Consider the following 24,130-nt stretch of genomic DNA (forward strand, 5'->3'; position numbering starts at 1 on the left):
TCTGGATTCGCCTCAGCCGTTCGCGGACTCTCGCTTATGTTCCTGCAGTTCCAGTTCGGCCTTGTAGCTGTGGGCGTCGGTTTCGGAGTGGAACATCCCGACCAACATGCCTTGTTGGTGCACGTCCCAGATTCGGATACCGGCGGCTACGCCTTCATGGGATTTATGTGAATCGTCGCGTTCAGTTACTTTTACAGTCATCTGCTAGCTCCAATCTCTGTGATATCTGCAGCAAGGCGTGTGCAGGACTCTTTTATATGTTTTGTTAGTTTGCTAAGTAAATGACTGAGTTTGGTAACGAACCATTGCGAATTTTGCAAAAGTGCTGCAGCCCGCGTAATGCGCGACATTCAGTCGCAGGGCTCTGAGTTTCATGACAAAAGCTTCATGTTTGCGAAGAACAAACTGCAGGCAAAACACAAAACCTGTGGGAGCGGCGGTGCGACGATTCGACTTGCTCGCGAATGCGGTCTGACATTCAACAGATATGTTGCCTGATAAGCCGCCTTCGCGAGCAAGTCGAATCGTCGCACCGCCGCTCCCACAAGGACTGCGTTGTCCGCCCTTTTTCGAGCACAAAAAAAACGCCCCGAACCAGTCGGGGCGTTTTTATGTGCAGCGTAGCGGCGGGGTATTACTTACCCTGCCAGCGCTTCAGTACCAATGTGGCGTTGGTGCCACCGAAGCCGAAGCTATTGCTCATCACGGTGTTGAAGGCGACGTCTTCACGAGTCTTGGTCAGGATCGGCATGTCTGCCACTTCCGGGTCCAGTTCGTCGATGTTGGCGGAACCCGCCATGAAGTTGCCTTCCATCATCAGCATGCAGTAGATCGCTTCGTGAACGCCGGCGGCGCCCAGGGAGTGACCGGACAGGCTCTTGGTGGAGCTGATGGCCGGGGCCTTGTCGCCGAACACTTCACGCACACCTTTCATTTCCGCAATGTCGCCGACCGGAGTCGAAGTGCCGTGGGTGTTCAGGTAGTCGATCGGTGCGTCAACGGTGGACATGGCCATCTGCATGCAGCGGATGGCGCCTTCGCCGCTTGGGGCGACCATGTCGTAGCCGTCGGAGGTCGCGCCGTAGCCAACGATTTCCGCGTAGATCTTCGCGCCGCGGGCCAGAGCGTGTTCCAGCTCTTCGACCACGACCATGCCGCCACCGCCGGCGATGACGAAACCGTCACGCTTGGCGTCGTAGGCACGGGAAGCTTTTTCCGGGGTTTCGTTGTACTGGCTGGACAGTGCGCCCATGGCGTCGAACAGGAACGACTGGCTCCAATGCTCTTCTTCACCGCCGCCGGCGAACACGATGTCCTGCTTGCCCATCTGGATCTGTTCCATGGCCGTACCGATGCAGTGAGCACTGGTGGCGCAGGCAGAAGCGATGGAGTAGTTCAGGCCCTTGATCTTGAACGGGGTGGCCAGGCAAGCGGAAACGGTGCTGCTCATGGTCCGCGTGACGCGGTATGGGCCAACGCGTTTCACGCCTTTCTCGCGCAGGATGTCCAGCGCTTCCATCTGGTTCAGCGTGGAGGCGCCACCGGAACCGGCGATCAGGCCGGTACGCGGGTTGGAGACTTGCTCATCGGTCAGACCGGAGTCGGTGATGGCGTCTTTCATGGCCAGGTAGGCGTAAGCCGCCGCGTGGCCGACGAAGCGATAGATCTTGCGATCGATCAGCTCTTCGAGGGGAAGGTCAATGGAGCCGGAAACCTGGCTACGCAGACCCATTTCGGCATATTCCGGGTTGAACCGGATGCCAGGGCGGCTTGCACGCAGGTTAGCGGAGACGGTCTCTTTGTCATTGCCCAAGCACGAAACGATGCCCAGACCAGTGATAACGACGCGGCGCATGCGGATAACCCTTAGAAGTTGTCAGTGGAGGTGAAAACGCCGACCCGAAGGCCTTCGGCGGTGTAGATCTCGCGACCGTCGACAGTCACCGAACCATCGGCGATGGCCAGGTTCAGCTTGCCTTTGAGGACGCGCTTGATATGAATGTTATAGGTCACTTTCTTCGCGGTCGGCAGAACCTGACCAAAGAACTTCACTTCACCCGAACCCAGGGCGCGGCCGCGGCCCGGCAGGCCTTGCCAGCCAAGGAAGAAGCCGACCAGTTGCCACATGGCGTCGAGGCCCAGGCAGCCTGGCATCACCGGGTCACCTTCGAAGTGACAGGCGAAAAACCACAGATCCGGAGTGATATCCAGCTCGGCGACCAATTCACCCTTGCCGTACTTGCCGCCTTCTTCGCTGATCAGGGTGATGCGGTCCACCATCAGCATGTTCGGGGCGGGCAGTTGCGCGTTACCTGGGCCGAACAGCTCACCGCGACTGCAGCGCAGCAGGTCTTCCCGAGTAAAGGCGTTTTGTTTGGTCATGCGAGCTCCTCAATAGTCCCATGCGGCAGGTGGGGCAAATCTTCCCGGCCGATCGAAGCGTTCATGCCTCGAATCAGCAGCCTACTCATAGACTATTGCGTTGTGGTGAAAGTCACAGCACCAAGGACATGAATGTACACTTGTGCACTGAAATTTTTATTCAAGCCCCTTTTCGGGCCTGTTCGGGTGCCTAAGACTGCCGCACTTTCGCCTTTCACGCCAGTCGCAGATGGTCGAAAGGCCTGCACTACTGCACCCATCGCTGCAGAATTTGCTGCAAATCAGTGCGTTTGAACGGCTTGGCCAGGTAATCGTTCATTCCTGCCGATAAACAGGCTTCACGGTCGCCCTGCAAGGCGTTGGCAGTCAGCGCAATGATCGGCAGGTCGGTGCAACCGGGCAGTTGGCGAATCTGTCGGGTGGCTTCGTAGCCATCAATGATCGGCAGTCGGCAGTCCATCAGAATGGCTTCGAAGATCAGACTTTCGGCGCTGCGTACTGCCTGAGCGCCGTCGGTGGCGACGCTGACAGTAAAGCCCAGGCTGCGCAACATCGCTTCGACGACGGTCTGGTTGACCGGGTTGTCCTCGACCAGCAGCACATTGCGGCCTTCGCCATCACCACTGCCTGTCGGTGCGCGCGGCGTCAGCACCGGCAGCATCTGTTTAGACCGCGCCAGCGGGATTTCCAGGGTGAATACCGAGCCGAGACCTTCCTCACTCTGGGCGCGCAAGGTGCCGCCCATGCGTTCCGCCAGGGTGCGGGCAATCGGCAGTCCCAGCCCGGTGCCGCCGTAACGCCTTGAAATAGAGCTGTCGGCCTGCTGGAACGCGTTGAACATCAACTCCAGGCTTTCGGCCGGGATTCCAATCCCGCTGTCGCGCACGGTGCAGGTGAACCACAACAATTCGTGATCCAGCGACTGCCACTGCGGTTCGATGGAGACGCGGCCCTGCTCGGTGAACTTCAGCGCATTGCCCACCAGGTTCACCAGAATCTGCCGGATCCGCGTCGGGTCGCCCTGAACCTGCAATGCACGCATGTCTTCGGGGATCATCAGTGCCAGATCGAGCCCGCGTTGCAACGCGCTGTGCTGGAACGACTGGGCGCAACTGCCGATCAGGTCCGCAAGATTGAAGGGAATGTGTTCCAGCTCCAGTTCCGAGCGCTCGATGCGCGAGAAGTCGAGAATGTCGTTGATGACTTTGAGCAGGTGTTCGGTGGATTCCGCTGCCAGCGCCGCGTACTCGACTTGCTCCTCGGTCATCTCGGTGGTTTCCAGCAGTTGCAGCATGCCGAGCACGCCATTCATCGGCGTGCGCAGTTCGTGGCTCATCATTGCCAGGAAATCGGATTTGGCGTTGTTGGCCTTTTCCGCTTCTTCGCGCGTCTGGATCAACTGCGCCATGGCCTGATGCTGTTCACGGCTGGCCTGTTCGAGGCCGCTGGCGAGGTTGTTGATGTGCTGCGACAGCGCGCCCAGTTCGGTGTCGTCGACAATCGGCAGCGGCGTCTTGTAGTCGCCGCTCTGGATCGCCTTGACCGCGTTGCCGATATCGCGGATCGGCTGCGACAGACTGCCGGCCAGGCGTCGGGCGATCAGGAAGGTAAACAGCAGGGCGAACAGCGCCAGGACGCCGGCCTTGAACAGGATTTCCTGTTGGCGCTTGCTGAAGGCGTCATTTGACAGACCGACGATCACCCGGCCCAGATAATCCTCGGCGGGGGCGGTGCTGGCGACTTTGCTGCCCTGGAAGAAATCATTGTGCAGCGCGATCCGTTGCAAGCGCACCGGCGCCTGGAACACTTCGACCTGTTGCGAGCGGAAGTGGGTTTCCGACGGGTGCTCGACATACACCAGAATCCGGTTGGCGCTGTCCTGCACTTCCAGAAAGCGCACACTGGGCGTGGCCAGAGTGGCCTTGAGCAGACTTTCGAGCACCTCGTTGTTGCCCGAAATCACTCCGTATTCGGCGGCCGGCGCCAGTTGGTTGGCAATCAGTTGACCGGTGTGATTGAGCTCTTGACGCAGGTCCTGGATCCGCACGAAGGTGAAGAAGCTGATCAGCAGCAAGGTCAGCAGCAGGGCAGGGCCAAGGCTGATGATCTGGGTGCGGGTATTGATGTCCCAACGACGACGGAAAGTCATGGACGGCTTTCTCCTTCGGCCAACTGAGTTGCGACAAACGCTTCATTGATCTGTTCAATGCCTAATGAACGAGCCACTTGCGGGTTACTCAAGACTTTGAAGCGATTGGCGTATTGCGTGCGTGGCCAGGTGGTCGGTGGTTGGTCGAGCAGTTCGCCGAGAATCGCCAGCCAGTCGCTCTGATCGCTGTAGGTGCTGGTCAGGCTTCCGGCCTTGACGAACCCGGCGTTGGGTCCGATCAGCGCGGTTTGCCGCGCGTAGCTGCTGAGTAGCAGGTTTTTCGCGGTCTTGGGGTTGTACAGGTCGGGATCCTCAAGGCCCAGCAACACGTCGCTGTTTCTCAGCAACGTCTGTAACGGTCGACTGTCATTGGTGTTGTCCCATCGCTCGGTGACGATCTCAAGACCAAGCGGTTGGGCGGCCTGACGCAGTTCATTCAAGAGGAATTCACTATGGTTGTCGTACAGCACGCCGACTCGTTTGGCCTGAGGAAGCAGGATTTGTGCCAGGCGTAATTGCCGATCAGGCGGCGGATCGCTCCAGAGCAGGCTCAAACGAGCGGGCAGGGCGACACCCAAGCGCTGACGGGCTTGCAGGCGACTGATGCGCAATACCAACGTTACCGGGCCCTGGGTATCTTGCAGGCGCCAGTCGAGGCTGGGCAGATCCAGCAGGATCAAACGCAGGCTGGCGGGCAACTTGCCCGGTGCCGGCAGACTGGCCAAAGGCTGGAATCGCACCGTGTCGCCAGGGCGCAATTCGCCAAGGGCCGTCGCAAACGCCCGCATGCCGGGGCTGTCATCGGCACCGGTCAGCAGAATGTCCGCGGCGCTGGCCGACAGGCTCGCCAGCCAACCGGCAAACACCAGGCACAACCCGGCCAGCAGGCGGCCAAGGATTGGCGTCTTGCGCGACGGACACCGAAGCATCTAGAACGCCAGCTCCGCGCTGAAGTACATCACTCGGCGCTCGTCGTAGTTGTTATCAACGAAAGTGGTGGGTTGATTGTCGAGACGTTGCTGGAGCACGCCGGCCAGATCCAGGCTGGCCTTGCCCAGGCCGATGCGCTTGGCGATGCGTGTGTCGATCCGTTCGAAGCGATAGCTGTTGAGCGCGTCGTTACCATAATAGAAGAGTGCGCTGTTCCAGCCGTGGCCCCAGTTGCGCAGCCAACCGGCGGAGCCGCTGTTGCGCGCGGTCTGTTGCGCATCCAGCGGATTGCTCGCCTGGGCATCGACGTAGGCATAGGTCAGGCGCAGTCGGTCGGCACTGCCGAGGCGCCAGTCGAGCTGGGTTTCCGCCCCGGTAAAGCGCGAGCTGTTGGCGTTGCTGGCGATGTACTGATTGTTGCGCAACGGCTCGCTGATCATGTCGGTGATCTCGTCGTGGAACACCTTCACGTCCACTGCCAGGCCCCGCTCGGCGAAGAAGCCGTTGTAGCCCAGCTCCCTTGAGCGCATGTGTTCCTGCTCGAGGTTGCCGGGGCCGCGGGTCTTGACGAAATAACGGGCGCTGCTCTGGCCGTAGGCAGCGGGTTGCAGGTTGGTCACCTGGTAACTCCAGTTGACGTTGTTCTCGAACATGTCCGGAGAACGGATAGCTTCCGAATATACTGCACGCAATCCGTGGCGCGGATTGATCAGATAGTTGACCGCCACCCGTGGGGTCAGCGAGTTGCCGGTCAATTGCGTGTCTTCGAACATCGCACCGCCCTGCAACAACCAGTGTTCGGTCGCTCGCCACTCGAGTTGGCCGAACGCCCGCCACGTAGTGTCATCGAGCGTGCCGTTGAAGTAGGTTTCGGAATCCGCCCGGTCGTAACGATAGTTCAGGCCGCTGACCAGTCGCAGACTGTCGGACAGGCTGAGGGTGTCCTGCAATTCGAGGTCGTAGCGCGATTCCTTGGTGCTCTGGTCAATGTCACCGCACAGGGTTTGCCGGGCGCCGTTTCCCCACTGGTCCAGCACTTGATCGGCCAGCGCTTGCTCTGCCGCCGTGCCGGCGGGTGCGCCAAGGCCGACGTAGCGCTCGATGTTGCGCGCCAGGCGTTCGGTGTAATTCGGGTTGAGTTGCCAGAGCGCGGTCAGTTCAGGGCTGAACGAGACCTCGGCGTCGCAGGCGCGCCAGGTCTGCTGACGATCCCAGCGCTGGGCCGAGCCTTGAATATAAAGGCTGTGATCGGGATTGATGTCGAGGTTCCAACGCAAGGAGCCGGCGTAGTCTTTGGCGACGACGTCGGAATTGTTCCCGGCGGCGGTAATCCCCGAAAACACCGGGCGGTAGGTATAAGGCCGCTGATTGCTTCCGTCCTTGGCATCAAATTGCCAGTCGAAGCTTTGCTGTTCGTTGAGCGTCTGGCTGACGGCGAGGTTGAGGCGGTTCAGGCGACGACTGTCGCGGTAGTCGGCGCCCTTGCGGTCTGAGTCGAAGCCATCGTCCTGCTGGCCGGACAGCGACAGGCGCAAGTCGCCACCGTCCCAATTCACGCCCTGACTGGCGTAAAAATCGTCGATGCCGCGCTGGCCGCGGGTGACCTTCATCCGCGTGCCTTGGCTGTCGGCCGGATTGCGGGTGATGATGTTGACCACCGCCATCAGCGCATTGGCGCCATAGCTGACGGTGTTCGGACCGCGGAAGACTTCGATGCGCTCGATGTCTTCCATGGCCACCGGAATGTCACTCCAGTCCACCGTGGCCAGGCCGGCGCGATACACCGAGCGGCCGTCGATCAATACCTGCATGCGCCGTGCTTGGCTGGCGTTGGTGCCGTGGTAATTCACCGCGGCCTGATTGCCGGTGACGTTGCCGACCATCATTCCCGGCACCAGCCGCAGCAACTCGCTGATGTCCCGGGCGCCGCTGGCGTTGATCAATTCGCCGTCGATCACCGTCATGCTCCCCGGCACCGCGGCCGGCGACTGTTTCAGGCGCGTCGCCGTCAGCACGTGCGGCAGTGGCTCGCTGTCGAGAAACAGGTCGTCGGCCAGCAACGGCGGGCTGATGATCAGCGCCAGAACCAGCGGCGAGTGGGGTGAAGAAGAGTAAAACGACACAACACATCCTTGATAGCGCTTTTACTGGCGAGCATGTTAACCGAGCCGGTCGACTTTTCCAGTCACGATGACCGCATTTTCCTCGGATTTATTGGTCTTCTTCAGACAAGTGCCTGTAATTGACGCGGGGGCTGGCCGCCACTGGGCCGCTCCGTATAATGCCGACATCGCCACTGGTATGGATTAACGGATTGCATATGACTGAACAGCGCCCGATTGCGGTCCTGGGAGGCGGAAGTTTTGGTACCGCCGTGGCTAACCTGCTGGCCGAGAACGGGCATCAGGTCCGCTTGTGGATGCGAGACCCCGAACAGGCCGAGGCCATTCGGGTCAATCGCGAGAACCCGCGTTACCTCAAAGGCATCAAGGTTCTTCCGGCCGTGGAAGCGGTCACTGACCTGCTCGCCACTCTGGAGGCCTGCGAACTGTGTTTCGTCGCGCTGCCTTCCAGCGCGTTGCGCGCGGTGCTCGCGCCTCACGCTGACCGCTTGAGCGGCAAGATGCTGGTGAGCTTGACCAAAGGCATCGAAGCCCACACCTTCAAACTGATGAGCGAGATCCTCGAAGATATCGCTCCGCGAGCGCGCATCGGCGTGCTGTCCGGACCGAACCTGGCTCGTGAAATCGCCGAACACGCACTGACGGCCACCGTGGTTGCCAGTGAAGACGAAGAACTCTGCCAGCAAGTTCAGGCCGCGCTGCACGGTCGCACCTTTCGCGTGTACGCCAGCGCCGACCGCTTCGGCGTGGAGTTGGGCGGGGCGCTGAAAAACGTCTACGCGATCATCGCCGGCATGGCGGTGGCGCTGGGCATGGGCGAAAACACCAAGAGCATGCTGATTACCCGAGCGTTGGCGGAAATGACCCGCTTTGCCGTGAATCAGGGCGCCAACCCAATGACCTTCCTGGGGCTCGCGGGAGTGGGTGATCTGATCGTGACCTGTTCGTCGCCGAAAAGCCGCAACTACCAGGTCGGATTCGCCCTCGGCCAAGGCTTGAGCCTGGAAGACGCAGTGACGCGGCTGGGCGAAGTCGCGGAAGGCGTGAACACCCTGAAAGTGCTCAAGGCCAAGGCCCAGGAAGTGGGCGTGTACATGCCGCTGGTCGCCGGGTTGCACGCGATTCTGTTCGAAGGGCGCACGCTGAATCAGGTGATTGAATTGTTGATGCGCGGCGAACCGAAAACCGATGTCGACTTTATTTCCACCAGTGGTTTTAACTGAGCACGCTCCCATAAGGAGCAGGAGAGCGAGACATGAACGATCCGAAAACAGAAGCCCAATACGAATCCATCCTGCTGCGGGTGTTGTGGATGATCGTCTTCCTGCTGGTCTGGCAGGTGGCGCAATTCATCCTCGGCGCCGTGGTGCTGGTGCAACTGGTCTATCGTTTGATCTATGGCGCCCCGAGCGCCAGCCTGATGAATTTCGGTGACAGCCTGAGCCAGTTCCTGGCGCAGATCGGTCGTTTCGGCACGTTCCACAGCGACCAGAAACCCTGGCCGTTCGCCGACTGGCCAACGCCGCGTACGCCGGAAGGTGAAGCGCCACACGTCGTGGCACCTGCGCCGCATCCGGCCCGAGATGAGGAACCCAAGCTATGAAACTCTGGGTATTGCGTCATGGTGAAGCCGAGCCACACGGCAAACGTCCTGATTCCGAGCGGGCATTGACAGAACACGGTCGTGAAGAAGTGTTGCGCACGGCTGCCGAACTGATGGACAAAAAGCTGACCGCCATTTATGCCAGTCCCTACCGCCGTGCGCAGGAGACCGCGCAACTGGTGCGCGAGACGCTGGGGTTCGCGCCGGAGATTCGCACCGTCGAATGGTTGGCCCCCGACTACAGCCCACAAGTGGTCTCGGAGCAATTGGTGTCCGTGGATCGCGCATTGCTCGTCAGTCATAACCCGCTGGTGGGCAATTTGCTGGGATATCTGCAGCATGGCCATGTTCAGGACCCGGAAAGGGTGGCCACCGCCGGTCTCGCGGAACTCGAAGGGGATTTGCCACTCGCGGGGGCGATGAAGCTCAACAGCATCAAACACCCGTAAACCTGCCTAACCATAGATGTAGGAGCGAGCTTGCTCGCGATGGACGTGAACGATGACGCGTTTATCCTGAATGCACGCGTTATCGTTCACGACCATCGCGAGCAAGCTCGCTCCTACAACGGCCAGCGGTGTTGTGTTTCTTTGTGTGAAATAGTCAACCAAGCAACTGCTTGGTTGACTACGCTTGCTCCAGATCAAAAACAAAGGAGCGAGTCGCATGTCTGCTACTTTTCGTTTGCCGCTGGACGTTTTTTACGAGCGTGAAGCCCGTCATCCCCGTCAGCGCTTTCTGGTTCAACCGGTGGGCGGCGGTCAGGTCGAAACCCTGACCTGGGAAGACGTCGGCCATCAGGCCCGTTGCGCCGCGCACTGGTTGCGGGCGCGGGAATTGCCGCAAGGCAGCCACATCGCCCTGATCTCGAAAAACTGTGCGCACTGGATCATCGCCGATCTGGCGATCTGGATGGCCGGGCACGTTTCGGTGCCGTTGTACCCGAACCTCACCGCCGAGACCGTCGCGCAAGTACTCGACCACTCCGAAGCGGCGCTGGCGTTCATCGGCAAGCTCGATGACTGGCCCGGCATGTCCCGCGGAGTGAGCCCCGACCTGCCGACCATCAGCCTGCCACTGCATCCGCCGGGCAGCTTCGATTTCAGCTGGGCCGACCTGCAAGCGTGTTCACCGATCCAGGACGACCCCAAACCTGCCGCCGACCAACTGGCGACCATCATTTACACCTCCGGCACTACCGGCATGCCCAAAGGCGTGATGCACAGCTTCGGCACTCTGGGGTTCGCCACCACCCACGGCACGCAATTGTTCGGCCTCAATGAGTCGGATCGGCTGCTGTCCTACCTGCCGCTGTGCCATGTTGCCGAACGAATGTTTGTTGAACTGGCGTCGATCTATACCGGGCAAACCGTGTTCTTTGCCGAGAGCCTCGATACTTTTCTTGCCGATTTGCGGCGTGCGCGGCCGACGGCACTGTTCGGCGTGCCGCGCATCTGGACCAAGTTCCAGATGGGCGTGTACAGCAAGATCCCGGCGAAACGTCTCGACTTCCTGCTCGGTTTGCCCTTCATCGGCAAGCGGGTAGGGCACAAAGTGCTTGCCGGGCTTGGGCTGGACGCCTTGCGCGTCGCGCTGTCCGGCGCTGCGCCGGTGCCACAGACCTTGCTGCTGTGGTATCGAAAGCTCGGGCTGGACGTGCTGGAGGTGTACGGCATGACCGAAAGCTGCGGTTATTCCCACATCGGCCGGTCCGGCGAGAACAAGCCCGGCTGGATCGGCAAGCCTTGCCCGGAGGTTGAAGTGCGGATCGCTGAATCGGGCGAGGTCATGGTGCGCAGCGGCGCGACCATGCTCGGGTATTTCAAGGAGCCGGAAAAAACCGCCGACACGATCACCGAGGACGGCTTCCTGCGCACCGGTGACAAGGGCGAGCAAGATGCCGAAGGCAACCTGCGCCTGACCGGTCGGCTGAAGGAGATTTTCAAGACCAGCAAAGGCAAATACGTGGCCCCTGCACCGATCGAAAACCGCCTGGCGGTACATTCGCGGATCGAACAGGTGTGCGTGGTCGGCGACGGTTTGAGCGCGCCGCTGGGACTGTGTGTGCTCTCGGCGGTCGGACAGCAGGACGCGGGCGGAACCGCGCGCGCCGGTCTGCATTCAAGCCTGGAAAAACTGCTGGAGGAGGTCAACGACGCCCTCGACAAACATGAGCGCCTGCGCCGCCTCGTGGTGGTCAAAGACAACTGGGCGGTGGAAAACGGCTTTCTGACTCCGACCCTGAAGATCAAGCGCAACGTGATCGAAGCGGCTTACGGTGCCCGGTTCGAAGAATGGAGCGAGCGCAGCGAAGCGGTGCTGTGGCAGGATTGAGTCACGAACAAAATTAACAAAGGATGTCTGCAATGAGCTTGTGGCGCACCACTCCCAACATCGAGCAGTTGAACGCATTCCAGAAAAACACCATCGGCGAAGTGCTGGATATCCGCTTCGAGGCCGTTGACGAAGAGTCCCTGACCGCGAGCATGGTCATCGACCACCGCACGCACCAGCCTTATGGTCTGCTGCACGGCGGTGCTTCGGTGGTGCTGGCCGAGACCGTCGGCTCCATGGCCAGCTATTTGTGCATCGATGCCAGCAAGTTTTACTGCGTGGGCCTGGAAATCAACGCCAACCATTTGCGGGGGCTGCGCAGTGGGCGGGTGACAGCAGTGGCCAAGCCGATTCACATCGGGCGTACGACCCATGTCTGGGATATACGGCTGACCAGCGATGAGGGCAAGGCCAGTTGTGTGTCGCGGTTGACCATGGCAGTGGTGCCGTTGGGAGAGAATCCGCCGGCCCGTTGATTGTCGAATGACCGACATTTTTCGGGGCAATGATTTCCTGTGGCGAGGGAGCTCGCTCCCGCTGGGCTGCGAAGCAGACCCCTGGACACCCCGTCTTCTGGCACACGGCGTTCACCGGTTTTGCGGCTGCTGCGCAGCCGAACGGGACGGTGCGGCGATCCGACAAGCTCGCTCGCCACAAGGTTCTCCGATATCTGAACGGCCCATGGTCCTGACCGGACTGTCATCCTCCCTGGCAGTTACGGTCATTGCGGATCGCGGTGGGCTTGCGGACAATCGGGTTCTGTTTTTCGTTGATGGATCGACCGGTATGTCGCAGCAGATATTTTTCGCCCACGCCAATGGTTTTCCTTCGGGGACCTACGGCAAGTTGTTCGCGGCGCTGGCGCCCGAGTATCAGGTGACGCATCTGGAGCAGCACGCACACGACCCGCGTTTCCCGGCGGACGACAACTGGCACAACCTGGTGGACGAGCTGATTCATCACCTCAAGCAGCAGGCGGAACCGGTGTGGGGCGTCGGCCATTCCTTCGGTGGCGTGCTGCACCTGCACGCCGCTTTGCGCTGTCCCGAGCTGTACCGCGGCGTGGTGATGCTCGATTCGCCGGTGCTGACCCGCGCCGATCAATGGGTGATCCGCGCTGCCAAACGCTTCGGTTTTATTGACCGACTGACTCCGGCGGGTCGTACGCTGGGGCGTCGGGAAGAGTTCGCCGACCTCGAAAGCGCGCGCCGCTATTTCGCGGGCAAAACCCTGTTCCGCAGCTTCGATCCGGAATGTTTTGACGCTTACCTGCAACACGGTTTGTACAAGGTCGGCGACAAACTGCGCCTGCGTTTCGACCCTGCCACGGAAATCAGCATCTACCGTGGCGTGCCCCACACCAGCCCTGGTCGCGCTCGGCAGTTGAAGGTGCCGTTGGCAGTGGTGCGCGGGCACAAGAGCCGCGTGGTGATGCGTCATCACGCCAGTTCTGTCGGTCGCATGCCGTTGGGCGAATCCCTGACCATGCCTGGCGGGCACATGTTTCCCCTCGAACGTCCCCAGGACACGGCCTTGCTGCTGAAAAACCTGTTCAGCCGCTGGGACGGTCGCCATCAGCAGGATTGTGCATGAGCCATGTCGTCGAAGAAGTCCGCCTGAGCCTGCCGCACATCGAGCTGGCAGCGCACCTGTTCGGTCCCGAAGACGGTTTGCCGGTAATCGCCTTGCACGGCTGGCTGGACAACGCCAACAGCTTTGCCCGGTTGGCGCCGAAGCTCAAAGGGCTGCGCATCATTGCACTGGACATGGCCGGTCACGGTCACTCGGGACATCGCCCGACCGGGGCCGGTTACGCGATGTGGGACTACGCCCATGACGTGCTGCAAGTCGCCGAACAGCTTGGCTTGAAGCGTTTTGCGCTGATGGGGCACTCCATGGGCGCGATCGCTTCGTTGATCATTGCCGGGTCGTTGCCTGAGCGTGTCACCCATCTGGCCTTGATCGACGGCATCATTCCTCCTACAGACAAAGGCGAAAATGCCGCCGAGCGCATGGGCATGGCCCTGCAAGCGCAGCTGGATCTGCGGGAGAAACGCAAACCGGTCTACAACACCCTCGACCGCGCTATCGAAGCGCGCATGAAAGGTCTGGTGGCCGTCAGCCGCGAAGCCGCAGAACTGCTGGCCCAGCGTGGCTTGATGCCGGTGCCGGGCGGCTACACCTGGCGTACCGACAACCGCCTGACGCTGCCGTCGCCGCTGCGTCTGACCAGCGAACAGGCCATGGCCTTCGTCCAGCGGGTCAGCTGTCCTGCGTTGCTGGTCGTCGCGGCCGACGGCATGCTCGCCAAACATCCCGAGCTGCTGGAGCGTCTACCCTTTAGCCGTGAACAGCTGCCTGGCGGCCATCATTTGCACTTGAATGACGAGCGCGGTGCCGACCTTGTCGCAGACTGTTTCAATCGGTTCTTCGCCGTTCCTTGACTTGCGCCGGGCAACTGTCGAGGCTGGGCGGGTTGAAAAGGGAGACAACCATGATAGATCTCTACACCGCTGCGACCCCGAATGGCCACAAGGTTTCTATCGTGCTCGAGGAACTCGGCCTGCCCTACACGGTGCACGCCTTGAGTTTCGACAAGAAGGAACAGAAGTCCGCGGACTTCCTCAAGATCAATCCCAATGGCCGGATCCCGGCGATTGTCGACCGCACCAACGGCGATTTTGCCGTGTTCGAATCCGGCGCCATCCTGATTTACCTCGCTGAAATGACCGGCAAACTGCTGCCCAAGGACCCCAAAGGGCGTTCGGTAGTTTTGCAGTGGCTGATGTTCCAGATGGGCGGAATCGGCCCGATGCAGGGGCAGGCCAATGTGTTTTTCCGATACTTTCCGGAAAAACTCCAGGGCGCCATCGACCGCTATCAGCATGAAACCCGTCGGCTCTATGAAGTGCTCGATACGCGCCTGCAAGATGTGGAATTTCTGGCCGGCGATTACAGCATTGCCGATATCGCCACCTATCCGTGGGTGCGTGGCCACGAGTGGTCAGGTGTCGCCGTGGACGGCTTGACGGCCTTGCAACGCTGGATGGCGAGTATGGAGGCGCGTCCGGCGGTGCAGCGTGGGTTGCTGGTGCCAGAACGCATCGACGACGCCAGCGTCGTCAAGGGTGCCCAGGCCATGCTGATCCGATGAACTTATCCATGCGTTCAATCAGTCTGCTGGCGCTGTGTTGTTTCAGTCCTCTGTTGTTTGCCGCCGATGTGCCGGGCAGTCAGGACCTGCCGATCGTGCCGCGCGTGGCCGATTCGCAGATCGTCGACTATCGCCCGGCGGTCGAACTCGAACGGATCTACCCGCTGGGTTCAATCCGCAAGATCAGTGGCCAGTTGCGTTTCGACGGTCAGGTCAGCGCCCGTGGACAAACCACTTCGGTGACCTACGAGTTGCCATCGGAGCATTCGTCCATCGAGGCGTTTACCGCCGCTCGCGAAGCCTTGCAGAAGCAGGACGCGCAGTTGCTTTTCTGGTGCCAGGCCCGTGATTGCGGTGAAAGCAGCCTGTGGGCCAATGAAGTCTTCGGCAATGCCAAGCTCTATGGCGCTGACGATCAGCAAGCGTATTTGCTGTTGCGGTTGGCGGCGCCAAAGGACAACACCCTGGTGGCGCTGTACAGCATCACTCGCGGCAATCGCAAAGCCTATCTGCACGTCGAACAGTTCGACGCTGCCGCACCGCTGGGTGATCTGCTGCCCACCTCCGCTACCTTGTTGCGAGAGCTCAAAAGCACCGGCGAGCTCGACTTCCCGAAACTGACCGCTGCGCCCGACGAGACCTGGCTGCGCTTGCTCTCGCGTGGCCTGAACCTGGACACGACCCTGCGGGTGAGCGTTTCCGGGCCGAATGCCGAAGCCTGGCGTCAGGCATTAATGAGTCAGGGCGTACGGTCGGCGCGGATGGAGACGGGCAGCGTCGAAGGCTCTGGCCTGCACATCGAACTGTTGCGATAAGCTGTATCAGGCGGACGCGCCGGTCGCGTTCGCCTATTCTTTTGCGGACTGACTTTTTTCGAGATACGGATGATCAATAACGATCGGCTGTTGGTGCAAATCCTGCTCCTGGTGCTGTTTGGCGCGAGCTTCTGGGTAATGGCGCCGTTCTGGTCGGCGTTGTTCTGGGGCGCGGTGCTGGCGTTTGCCAGTTGGCCGCTGATGCGTTTGCTGACGCGTTGGCTCAATGGTCGCGAATCCCTGGCGGCGGCATTGCTGACCCTGTGCTGGATGTTGCTGGTGGCGGTGCCGCTGGTGTGGCTGGGTTTCAACCTGGCGGACCATGTGCGCGACGCCACGGCGTTCATCAAGGATGTGCAGATGGATGGCTTGCCCGAGGCCCCGACCTGGTTGGGCAGCATTCCTTTAGTGGGCGGGCGGCTGGTGGTGATCTGGAACAGCATCGACCAGCAAGGCGCGGCGATGATGGTGTCGCTCAAACCTTATCTGGGGCAGGTCGGTAACTGGTTGTTGGCGCGCAGTGCACAGATTGGCGGCGGCATTCTCGAGCTGACGCTGAGCATTGTGTTCGTGTTCTTTTTCTACCGGGACGGTCCGCGCCTGGCGGCGTTTGTCCATGGGCTGCTGCAGCGGTTGATCGGTGATCGCGCCGGGTATTACATCGAACTGGTGGCGGGTACGGTGCAACGGGTGGTGAACGGTGTGATCGGGACGGCGGCGGCTCAAGCGGTGCTGGCGTTGATCGGGTTCCTGATTGCCGGAGTGCCTGGCGCGCTGGTGCTCGGCATCGTCACCTTCCTGCTCAGTCTGATTCCCATGGGGCCGCCGCTGGTGTGGATACCGGCGACCGCCTGGCTGGCCTGGAAGGGCGAGTACGGGATGGCGGTGTTCCTCGGGATCTGGGGCACGTTCATCATCAGCGGGGTCGACAATGTGCTCAAGCCTTACCTGATCAGTCGCGGTGGGAATTTGCCGTTGGTGATCGTGCTGTTGGGGGTGTTTGGCGGGTTGATTGCGTTTGGGTTCATCGGTCTGTTCATCGGGCCGACGTTGTTGGCCGTGGCGTATAGCTTGTTGAACGACTGGAGCAAGAGTCAGGCGCGGGTGGAAGATCGTCGGCCTTGAGGTTTTTTGTCGATGCTCGACACAATCGGCGAAAGGGCTAGTCTTGGCTGAGCGCCGACGACGATTTACCGATCATCGGGTCCCGCAGCCGCGTTGGTTCCGCTACAATGCGCGCCGATTTCGTCCTGCCTGAGAGCCCGCACATGTCCGCCTGCCAGACTCCTATCATCGTCGCCCTGGATTTCCCCACCCGTGACGCCGCACTGAAGCTGGCCGATCAGTTGGACCCGAAACTGTGCCGGGTCAAAGTCGGCAAGGAACTGTTCACCAGTTGCGCATCGGAAATCGTCGGCACCCTGCGTGACAAGGGTTTCGAAGTGTTCCTCGACCTCAAGTTCCACGACATCCCGAACACCACCGCCATGGCGGTAAAAGCCGCGGCGGAAATGGGCGTGTGGATGGTCAACGTCCATTGCTCCGGCGGTCTGCGCATGATGGCAGCCTGCCGTGAAGTGCTGGACCAGCGCACCGGCCCGAAACCGCTGCTGATTGGCGTGACCGTGTTGACCAGCATGGAGCGTGAAGATCTGGCCGGCATCGGTCTGGACATCGAACCGCAGGAACAGGTGCTGCGCCTGGCTGCGCTGGCGGAAAAAGCCGGGATGGACGGGCTGGTGTGCTCGGCCCTGGAAGCCCAGGCCTTGAAATCGGCTCACCCGTCGTTGCAACTGGTGACCCCGGGGATTCGTCCGGCGGGCAGCGCTCAGGACGATCAACGCCGCATCCTGACCCCGCGCCAGGCGCTGGATGCCGGTTCCGATTATCTGGTGATCGGCCGTCCGATCAGCCAGGCGGCGGACCCGGCCAAGGCGTTGGCGGCCGTAGTAGCCGAAATCGCTTAAACCCGAATCTGTAGGAGCCGGCTTGCTGGCGATGGCATCACCGCGGTCTACCTGAATCACCGCGGTGATGCCATCGCCAGCAAGCCGGCTCCTACAGATTGGCGTTAAACCTTCAGAACCAACTTCCCGAAATTCTCGCCGCTGAACAACTTCATCAGCGTCTCCGGGAATGTCTCCAGTCCTTCAACAATGTCTTCCTTGCTCTTGAGCTGCCCCTTGGCCATCCAGCCAGCCATTTCCTGCCCGGCAGCGGCGAACTGCGCGGCGTAGTCCATCACTACAAAGCCCTCCATCCGCGCGCGGTTTACCAGCAGCGACAGGTAGTTGGCCGGGCCTTTGACCGCTTCCTTGTTGTTGTACTGGCTGATGGCGCCGCAAATCACCACCCGTGCCTTCATGTTCAGGCGGCTCAGCACCGCGTCGAGGATATCGCCGCCGACGTTATCGAAATAAACGTCGACGCCTTTCGGGCATTCGCGCTTGAGGCCGGCGACGACGTCTTCGCTCTTGTAATCGATGGCGCCGTCAAAACCCAGTTCGTCGATCAGGAACTTGCACTTGTCCGCGCCGCCCGCGATGCCGACCACACGGCAGCCCTTGATCCTGGCAATCTGCCCGGCAATGCTGCCTACCGCCCCGGCCGCGCCTGACAGCACCACGGTGTCACCTTCCTTCGGTGCACCGACATCGAGCAGGGCGAAGTAGGCGGTCATCCCGGTCATGCCCAGCGCGGACAGATAACGTGGCAGCGGTGCCAGTTTCGGATCGACCTTGTAGAAACCGCGCGGCTCGCCAAGGAAGTAATCCTGCACCCCCAGGGCGCCATTGACGTAGTCACCGACCGCAAAGCCTGGATTGTTCGACGCCACGACTTTGCCTACACCCAATGCACGCATGACCTCGCCGATTCCGACTGGCGGGATGTAGGACTTGCCTTCGTTCATCCAGCCGCGCATGGCCGGGTCCAGGGACAAATATTCGTTTTTGACCAGGATCTGACCCGCAGCCGGTTCGCTGACCGGTACTTCCTGATAGGTGAAAGTCTCACGGGTAGCCGCGCCCACCGGACGTTTGGCGAGCAGGAACTGGCGATTGGTCTGGGTAGTCATGACAGGCACTCAAGATGAATGAAGCCTTGTTGATAGACCTTCATTGTTGTTGCCGCAAGTTTGGCTGATGCGGCGAATGCACATTGATCCAGTGCAGTGATAGTCAGGCCGTCCGTTCTATCACTGCAACTCATGGGCGCTCAACCGGCCTTCTGATAGTGCTGCCGTGGCGGTAACGCCTGTGGCTAGACTGGGCGCACGCGAACCCACGCATTCTTCTCTTCGAGGACATAACAATGAGCATGACGTTTTCCGGTCAGGTCGCTGTCGTAACGGGCGCCGCCAACGGTATCGGCCGCGCGACCGCCCAGGCGTTCGCCGCCGAAGGGTTGAAAGTGGTGGTGGCCGACATGGACACGGCCGGTGGCGAGGGCACCGTGGCGCTGATTCGCACGGCAGGCGGCGAAGCGACCTTCGTGCGCTGCAATGTCACCGTGGAAAGCGATGTAAAAAATCTGATGGACGAGGTGGTGAATACCTACGACCGCCTCGACTACGCCTTCAACAATGCGGGTATCGAGATCGAGAAAGGCAAACTGGCCGAAGGCACGGTCGACGAGTTCGACGCGATCATGGGCGTTAACGTCAAAGGCGTCTGGCTGTGCATGAAGTACCAGTTGCCGTTGTTGCTGGCCCAGGGCGGTGGCGCGATCGTCAATACCGCTTCGGTCGCCGGCCTCGGCGCTGCGCCGAAGATGAGCATTTATGCGGCGTCGAAACACGCGGTAATCGGCCTGACCAAATCGGCGGCCATCGAATACGCCAAGAAAAAAATCCGCGTGAATGCGGTATGCCCGGCGGTCATCGACACCGACATGTTCCGCCGCGCCTATGAAGCGGACCCGAAGAAAGGCGAGTTCGCCAACGCCATGCACCCGGTGGGCCGCATCGGCAAGGTCGAGGAAATTGCCAGTGCAGTGCTGTACCTGTGCAGCGACGGTGCTGCGTTCACCACCGGTCATTCCCTGGCGGTGGATGGTGGTGTTACGGCGTTTTGAATCGCGTCTTTTGTTGATTGTGTACATATCCGTTGCTGCGGTAACGGCTGCTAATGGTTCCGCCCTGACGGCGGGTCACTTTCGAAAATCCGGAATGCCGGCCCAGGCGAAAGTAACCAAAGCGCTCTTGCCCCTTTCGTTCGGTGCCTCGCTCCGGTCCTGCTCCGTGGGCCCGCCGCGATCGGCCATCCATGGCCGTGCGCGGCTAACCCGGCATCCATGCCGGGTTGCCCACTGCGCAGAACCTGCGCTCGGCCTCTCGAGGGGGCGGGCACCGCAACAGCACCGCGAGGCGGCCTGCCAGCCGACCTGATTTCAGGTGTACGCGTTCCCCTGTGGGAGCTGGCTTGCCTGCGATGGACGCCAACGATTACGCGTGCTGTCTGAATGAACGCGTTCTCCAGATGATTTTCGCGAGCAAGCTCGCTCCTACAGTTTCCAGTGGCTCTGCTCTGGCTCTGCTCTGGCTCTGGCTCTGGCTCTGGCTTTGGTTTTTGATCTTGATCTTGATCTGCCCCGTCGGGAGGCCGAGTGGAGGTTCTGCGCAGTGGGCAGCGCGGCAAGGATGCCGCGGTAGCCGGCCCCGGCCATGGATGGCCGATGGCGGCGGGCCCACGGAGCAGGACCGGAGCGAGGGCATGCCGAGCCTAGGCGAGGCACCGTACGTCAGGGGCGCTGGCGCTTGGTTACTTGGCGCTTTTCCAAGTAACCCGCCGTAAAGGCGGAACCAATAGCCGCCGTTACCTCAGCAATGGATATGTACACTCAGCCCCAGCCCCAGCCCCAGCCCCAGCTCCAACCGCCGCTACCGCAGACCGAATGTAAAAAACTACGATCGACCATCAGGCCGCCATCCATTTTTTAAGTGAACGGCATCACTCATTGCGCGGTTTTTTTTTGCTTCGTGAGAGGACTCGGCAATGTGTTTCAAATGGTTAGAATCGCAAGTTTTGGCGGCGTTGTCGCACAGCCCATCGAGCGCGCCTGTGATTAACTGATTCCGTCAAACGAACAGGAGTTTGCTTGCTCATGGAATTGAGAATCGATCGACAGGCCTTGGTGCCGGTCGTACAGCAAGTCGTCGATGCGCTAGCGTGCTGGCTGCGACAGAGCGACATAGTACCGGGGACGCGTTTGCCTTCTGCACGGCAAATCGCGCGGACCAATTTACTCAGCCAGTCCAGCGTCGTTGAAGCGTGCGATCGGCTGGTGGCTCAAGGGGTGCTGGCGTCGCGTCATGGTGCCGGATTCATTGTCGCAGCCCCAACGTTGGCCGCTGCGGATTCACCCTGGTTTGAGGGCGCGGAGTTGCAGCCAGTCAACGCCGCGGGTGAGCTGAAACTGGGATGTGGCGGGCTCCCCGAAAGCTGGCGCGAGACGGATGACCTGACTTACGCGGTCCGGGAGGTCAGCCGTACCGACATGGCTGGCCTGTTCAACTACAGCGCGCCGCTGGGTCTGCTTGCGTTGCGTCAACAAATCATCAAGCGCTTGAGCCTGCTTGATATCAACGCAGACGAAAACCGGATCATGACGACAGCAGGGGCCAGTCAGGGGCTCGACCTGATCGTGCGTACCTTGCTCAAACCGGGTGATTGCGTCGTGGTCGAAAGTCCCGGTTATTCCCTGCTGTTCGAGCTGCTCAGGTTGCACGGTGTCTCGATGATTGAAGTGCCGCGTACGCCGCGTGGGCCTGACATCGAGGTGCTCGAGGCTCTGCTGCTTGAGAAAAAGCCCCGAGCTTTGTTCATCAACAGCTTCTATCACAACCCGACAGGCAGCAACCTGGCGCCGGTGGTGGCGCAGCGGGTTCTGCAACTGGCCAAAACCCATGGCGTGCTGGTGATTGAAGACGACGTCTACGCGGATTTGCACAGTGGCCCCGGTACGCGGCTTGCCGCTCTGGATACCGATGACAACGTCATCTACGTCGGCAGCTTCTCCAAAACCCTCAGCAGTTCGTTGCGGGTCGGTTTTGTAGTGGCCGGTGCCGACGTTGTTTCGCGACTGGCTGAGGTCAAGAGGATCAGCAGTCTGGGCGCTTCAGGGTTTTGCGAGTCGGTGCTGGCCTGCCTGCTGGCCAGCGGTGCTTATCGCAAGTTGGTGCTGCGGCTGCGACAGCGTCTGAGACATGACCGGGAGGCCGCACTGCAGGTGCTGGAAGATGCCGAGTGGGAGGTGTTCGGCAAACCCGTCGGCGGTTTGTTCATCTGGGCGCGGTCGCGCAAGTCCGACTACGATCACGTGCGGACACAGGCACGGCGCTTCGGCGTCCTGCTGTCTTCCGCGACGGCATTCAGTCCCGCCAGTGAGGCCAGTGACTGGCAGCGTATCAATGTGGCCCGCGCCTGTGATCCGCGAGCCCGGGCGTTTTTTCAGGCCACCGCTCCGGATCGACCTCAAGCGTTCTGAAAACGACGTTGGCGTAGCTTTTTGCCATTATTCCGACGCCAGAGACTTGTGTTGACACAGGCCCGTTGCGAATCTGCGTCAACAGACTATGTCAGGGGACTAAGTGCAATGATTTCGGCCGTGCAAGGACGTTTTGCCAACCTCGGTATGGCAAAAAAACTGGGTGTCGGGTTTGTGCTGGTGCTACTGCTGACAGCCCTGGTGGCGGCCATCGGCGTGTGGTCCCTGCAAACCATCAGTCATCGCTTCGACGGGCTCAAACAGATGTCGTCGCTCAACAGTGGCTTGCTCAAGGTGCGCCTGCTCGAGCAGGAGTACGCCTTGCACGGCAACCCGAAAATTGTCACGGCCTTGCACGAAGGGGTCGATGGTCTGGTCGTTCTGGCGAATCAGCTGAAAGCGCAATCGCCGGCCAACATTCCCGTGATGAGCGACGTCGAGCAGTCGTTGGGGGCTTACCGCAAAGCCTTTGACGAGTTCGTCTCGCTGAGCCAGGCCAAGGATCTGGCGTTGGAAATGGCCAGTTGGTCGGTCTCCAGCGTGGCCAATAATCTCGACGTGCTGCAGGCCGGGCTCGCCGATGATGGCGCCTATACCTTGAAGGAATCCGAAGGCAAGGACGGTTCCCAGTTCATCGAGCAGGCCAATCAGGTCAGCCAGGTATCGCGGCTGATGCTGCAAGCCATGAACGAAGCACGCGTGCGGCTCGACCAAAGCCGCAAGGGCGACGACAGCGCCGGGCAAGGCAAGATCGAGCAGGCTGATCAGGCGCTGACTCAGGCCGAGCAACTGAAAACCACAGTCAAGGATGAGGGCTACCTGACTGTCCTCAATGAAGTGGTCGGGCATATCGGTGGTTTCAGCGAAAAACTGGCTGAATACACTGGCCTGCTGGCTCAGGAAAAAACCGTCTACGAGCAGTTGCATCAGCGCGCCGCGCAGGTAGTGGAGCGGGTGGACCAGGCCTATGTCGCCGAAGACCAGTCGATGCAGACCGAGCTGAAGAAGAACTCGTTGCTGATTATCGGCTCGTCGGCCTTGGCCTTGCTGGTCGGGTTGATCGCGGCGTGGGTGATTACCCGATTGATCGTCGGACCGCTGCGCAGTGTGATTCGTGTCGCTCAGCAGATCGCCGCGGGCGATTTGAGTGCGACTGTTGAAGTGACCCGTCGTGATGAGATCGGCCAATTGATGCAGGCCATGCAGCAGATGGGCGCGGGGCTCAGCAGTATTGTCAGCGGTTTGCAGGCGGGCATCGAACAGTTGGCCAGTTCGGCTCAGTCGCTGTCGGCAGTGACTGAGCAGACCAATCTTGAAGTCAGCAGTCAGAAGGAAGAAACCGAGCAGGTCGCTACGGCCATGAATCAGATGACGGCTACCGTGCACGACGTTGCGCGTAACGCGGAAGAGGCTGCCCAGGCCGCACAGACGGCGGACGGCAAGGTCGAAAGTGGCCAGGCGGTGGTGCGCCAGAGCATGGCGCGAATCGAGCAACTGGCGGACTCGGCGTCATCCGCCAGTTCGAGCATCGAAAGTCTGAGTGCGGAAATCCAGAATATCGGTACGGTGCTCGGCGTCATCAAGAGTGTGGCCGAGCAGACCAACTTGTTGGCTCTCAACGCAGCCATCGAGGCGGCGCGCGCCGGCGAGCAGGGCAGGGGCTTTGCGGTGGTCGCCGATGAAGTGCGGGCCTTGGCCAGGCGGACCCAGCAATCGACCGAGGAAATCGAGCGACTGGTCAGCGCCTTGAGGTCGGCGGCGCATTCGTCGGTGCAGCAGATTCAAAGCAGTGGCGAGTTGGTGAAGCTCGCGGTCAGTGATGCGCTGCAGACCGAGAGCGCGCTGGGCAGCATTGCGGCGGCGGTGTCGTTGATTCAGCAGATGAACCAGCAGATCGCGGCGGCTGCGGAGGAGCAGAGTTCGGTGGCTGAGGAGATCAACCGCAGTGTGACCAGTATTCGCGCCAGTGCGGATCAGTCTTCGTTGGCGATGCAGGGGAATGCGGCTTCGAGTATCGAGCTGGCGCAGTTGGGGGTTGAGTTGAAGGGGATGGTCGGGCATTTCAGGCTTTGACGCTTGAGAACTTGGCGGCCTGGTAGCCGACCAGGTTCTTGCTGTGGGTGTACATATCCGTTCCTGCGGTCACGGCTGCTT

Annotated in this window: 21 protein-coding genes and 1 pseudogene; 15 read left to right on the forward strand and 7 right to left on the reverse strand. The window is 60.7% G+C overall.

What is annotated here, in order from left to right; translation table 11 throughout:
- Window positions 1-12: 12 nt before the first annotated feature.
- The 6 genes from ACYZTL_RS23300 to ACYZTL_RS23325 form a co-directional block, all read right to left on the reverse strand.
- Window positions 13-201, reverse strand: a complete 189-nt coding sequence (locus ACYZTL_RS23300; RefSeq protein WP_461953712.1) for a hypothetical protein — start codon at window positions 199-201, stop codon at window positions 13-15.
- 433 nt (window positions 202-634) lie between these two features.
- Complete coding sequence (fabB, locus tag ACYZTL_RS23305; RefSeq protein ID WP_461953713.1) at window positions 635-1,855, reverse strand: beta-ketoacyl-ACP synthase I; 1,221 nt, start codon at window positions 1,853-1,855, stop codon at window positions 635-637.
- Between the two features lie 11 nt (window positions 1,856-1,866).
- Window positions 1,867-2,382, reverse strand: a complete 516-nt coding sequence (gene fabA / locus ACYZTL_RS23310) for a 3-hydroxyacyl-[acyl-carrier-protein] dehydratase FabA (protein ID WP_003179264.1) — start codon at window positions 2,380-2,382, stop codon at window positions 1,867-1,869.
- A 247-nt stretch (window positions 2,383-2,629) separates the two neighbouring features.
- The gene (locus ACYZTL_RS23315; RefSeq protein WP_461953714.1) at window positions 2,630-4,531 is read right to left on the reverse strand and encodes an ATP-binding protein; all 1,902 of its coding nucleotides are present in this window, start codon (window positions 4,529-4,531) and stop codon (window positions 2,630-2,632) included.
- A complete protein-coding gene (locus ACYZTL_RS23320; protein WP_461953715.1) occupies window positions 4,528-5,460 on the reverse strand; it encodes an ABC transporter substrate-binding protein in 933 nt (310 codons plus the stop codon). Before ACYZTL_RS23320 ends, ACYZTL_RS23315 begins: the two co-directional genes overlap by 4 nt.
- Complete coding sequence (locus tag ACYZTL_RS23325) at window positions 5,461-7,584, reverse strand: TonB-dependent receptor plug domain-containing protein (RefSeq protein WP_461953716.1); 2,124 nt, start codon at window positions 7,582-7,584, stop codon at window positions 5,461-5,463. It lies immediately after the preceding gene.
- A 197-nt stretch (window positions 7,585-7,781) separates the two neighbouring features.
- Between ACYZTL_RS23325 and ACYZTL_RS23330 the strand changes: the two genes are divergently transcribed.
- The 11 genes from ACYZTL_RS23330 (at window position 7,782) to pyrF (ending at window position 17,457) form a co-directional block, all read left to right on the forward strand.
- Entirely contained in the window at window positions 7,782-8,807 is a 1,026-nt protein-coding gene (locus ACYZTL_RS23330; protein WP_461953717.1) for an NAD(P)H-dependent glycerol-3-phosphate dehydrogenase, read from the forward strand.
- A gap of 32 nt (window positions 8,808-8,839) precedes the next feature.
- The gene (locus ACYZTL_RS23335; protein ID WP_008029309.1) at window positions 8,840-9,187 is read left to right on the forward strand and encodes a DUF4389 domain-containing protein; all 348 of its coding nucleotides are present in this window, start codon (window positions 8,840-8,842) and stop codon (window positions 9,185-9,187) included.
- A complete protein-coding gene (gene sixA, locus ACYZTL_RS23340) occupies window positions 9,184-9,636 on the forward strand; it encodes a phosphohistidine phosphatase SixA (RefSeq protein ID WP_461953718.1) in 453 nt (150 codons plus the stop codon). Before ACYZTL_RS23335 ends, sixA begins: the two co-directional genes overlap by 4 nt.
- A gap of 217 nt (window positions 9,637-9,853) precedes the next feature.
- Complete coding sequence (locus ACYZTL_RS23345; RefSeq protein WP_461953719.1) at window positions 9,854-11,521, forward strand: AMP-binding protein; 1,668 nt, start codon at window positions 9,854-9,856, stop codon at window positions 11,519-11,521.
- Window positions 11,522-11,553: 32 nt separating this feature from the next.
- Window positions 11,554-11,997 (forward strand): hotdog fold thioesterase, encoded by a 444-nt coding sequence (locus ACYZTL_RS23350; protein ID WP_461953720.1) that lies wholly within the window; start codon window positions 11,554-11,556, stop codon window positions 11,995-11,997.
- A gap of 310 nt (window positions 11,998-12,307) precedes the next feature.
- Window positions 12,308-13,114, forward strand: a complete 807-nt coding sequence (locus tag ACYZTL_RS23355) for an alpha/beta fold hydrolase (RefSeq protein WP_461953721.1) — start codon at window positions 12,308-12,310, stop codon at window positions 13,112-13,114.
- On the forward strand, window positions 13,111-13,965 hold the full coding sequence (locus tag ACYZTL_RS23360; RefSeq protein ID WP_461953722.1) for an alpha/beta hydrolase: 855 nt from the start codon (window positions 13,111-13,113) through the stop codon (window positions 13,963-13,965). The genes ACYZTL_RS23355 and ACYZTL_RS23360 overlap by 4 nt, the downstream gene beginning before the upstream one ends.
- Window positions 13,966-14,015: 50 nt before the next feature.
- On the forward strand, window positions 14,016-14,675 hold the full coding sequence (locus ACYZTL_RS23365) for a glutathione S-transferase family protein (protein ID WP_461953723.1): 660 nt from the start codon (window positions 14,016-14,018) through the stop codon (window positions 14,673-14,675).
- A gap of 8 nt (window positions 14,676-14,683) precedes the next feature.
- Window positions 14,684-15,490, forward strand: coding sequence for a DUF4892 domain-containing protein (locus ACYZTL_RS23370; RefSeq protein ID WP_461953724.1), 807 nt, complete (start codon window positions 14,684-14,686; stop codon window positions 15,488-15,490).
- 69 nt (window positions 15,491-15,559) lie between these two features.
- Window positions 15,560-16,615, forward strand: coding sequence for an AI-2E family transporter (locus ACYZTL_RS23375; protein ID WP_461953725.1), 1,056 nt, complete (start codon window positions 15,560-15,562; stop codon window positions 16,613-16,615).
- A gap of 143 nt (window positions 16,616-16,758) precedes the next feature.
- Window positions 16,759-17,457: an orotidine-5'-phosphate decarboxylase gene (gene pyrF / locus ACYZTL_RS23380; RefSeq protein WP_166675900.1), complete on the forward strand. Its 699-nt coding sequence runs from the start codon at window positions 16,759-16,761 to the stop codon at window positions 17,455-17,457.
- A gap of 104 nt (window positions 17,458-17,561) precedes the next feature.
- Here pyrF and ACYZTL_RS23385 read toward each other — a convergent pair whose 3' ends face one another.
- A complete protein-coding gene (locus ACYZTL_RS23385; protein WP_461953726.1) occupies window positions 17,562-18,566 on the reverse strand; it encodes an NADP-dependent oxidoreductase in 1,005 nt (334 codons plus the stop codon).
- A 236-nt stretch (window positions 18,567-18,802) separates the two neighbouring features.
- Here ACYZTL_RS23385 and ACYZTL_RS23390 point away from each other — a divergent pair, with 236 nt between their 5' ends.
- From ACYZTL_RS23390 to ACYZTL_RS23405, 4 genes and pseudogenes are all read left to right on the forward strand, one after another.
- Window positions 18,803-19,564: an SDR family oxidoreductase gene (locus tag ACYZTL_RS23390; protein ID WP_461953727.1), complete on the forward strand. Its 762-nt coding sequence runs from the start codon at window positions 18,803-18,805 to the stop codon at window positions 19,562-19,564.
- Between the two features lie 1,029 nt (window positions 19,565-20,593).
- A complete protein-coding gene (locus tag ACYZTL_RS23395; protein ID WP_461953728.1) occupies window positions 20,594-21,976 on the forward strand; it encodes an aminotransferase-like domain-containing protein in 1,383 nt (460 codons plus the stop codon).
- Between the two features lie 987 nt (window positions 21,977-22,963).
- Window positions 22,964-23,140 (forward strand): annotated as a pseudogene (locus ACYZTL_RS23400) (HAMP domain-containing protein); the annotation flags it as partial.
- Window positions 23,141-23,344: 204 nt separating this feature from the next.
- A complete protein-coding gene (locus ACYZTL_RS23405) occupies window positions 23,345-24,049 on the forward strand; it encodes a methyl-accepting chemotaxis protein (RefSeq protein WP_461954361.1) in 705 nt (234 codons plus the stop codon).
- Window positions 24,050-24,130 lie beyond the last annotated feature (81 nt).

The sequence above is a fragment of the Pseudomonas sp. LB3P81 genome, from assembly GCF_054897965.1.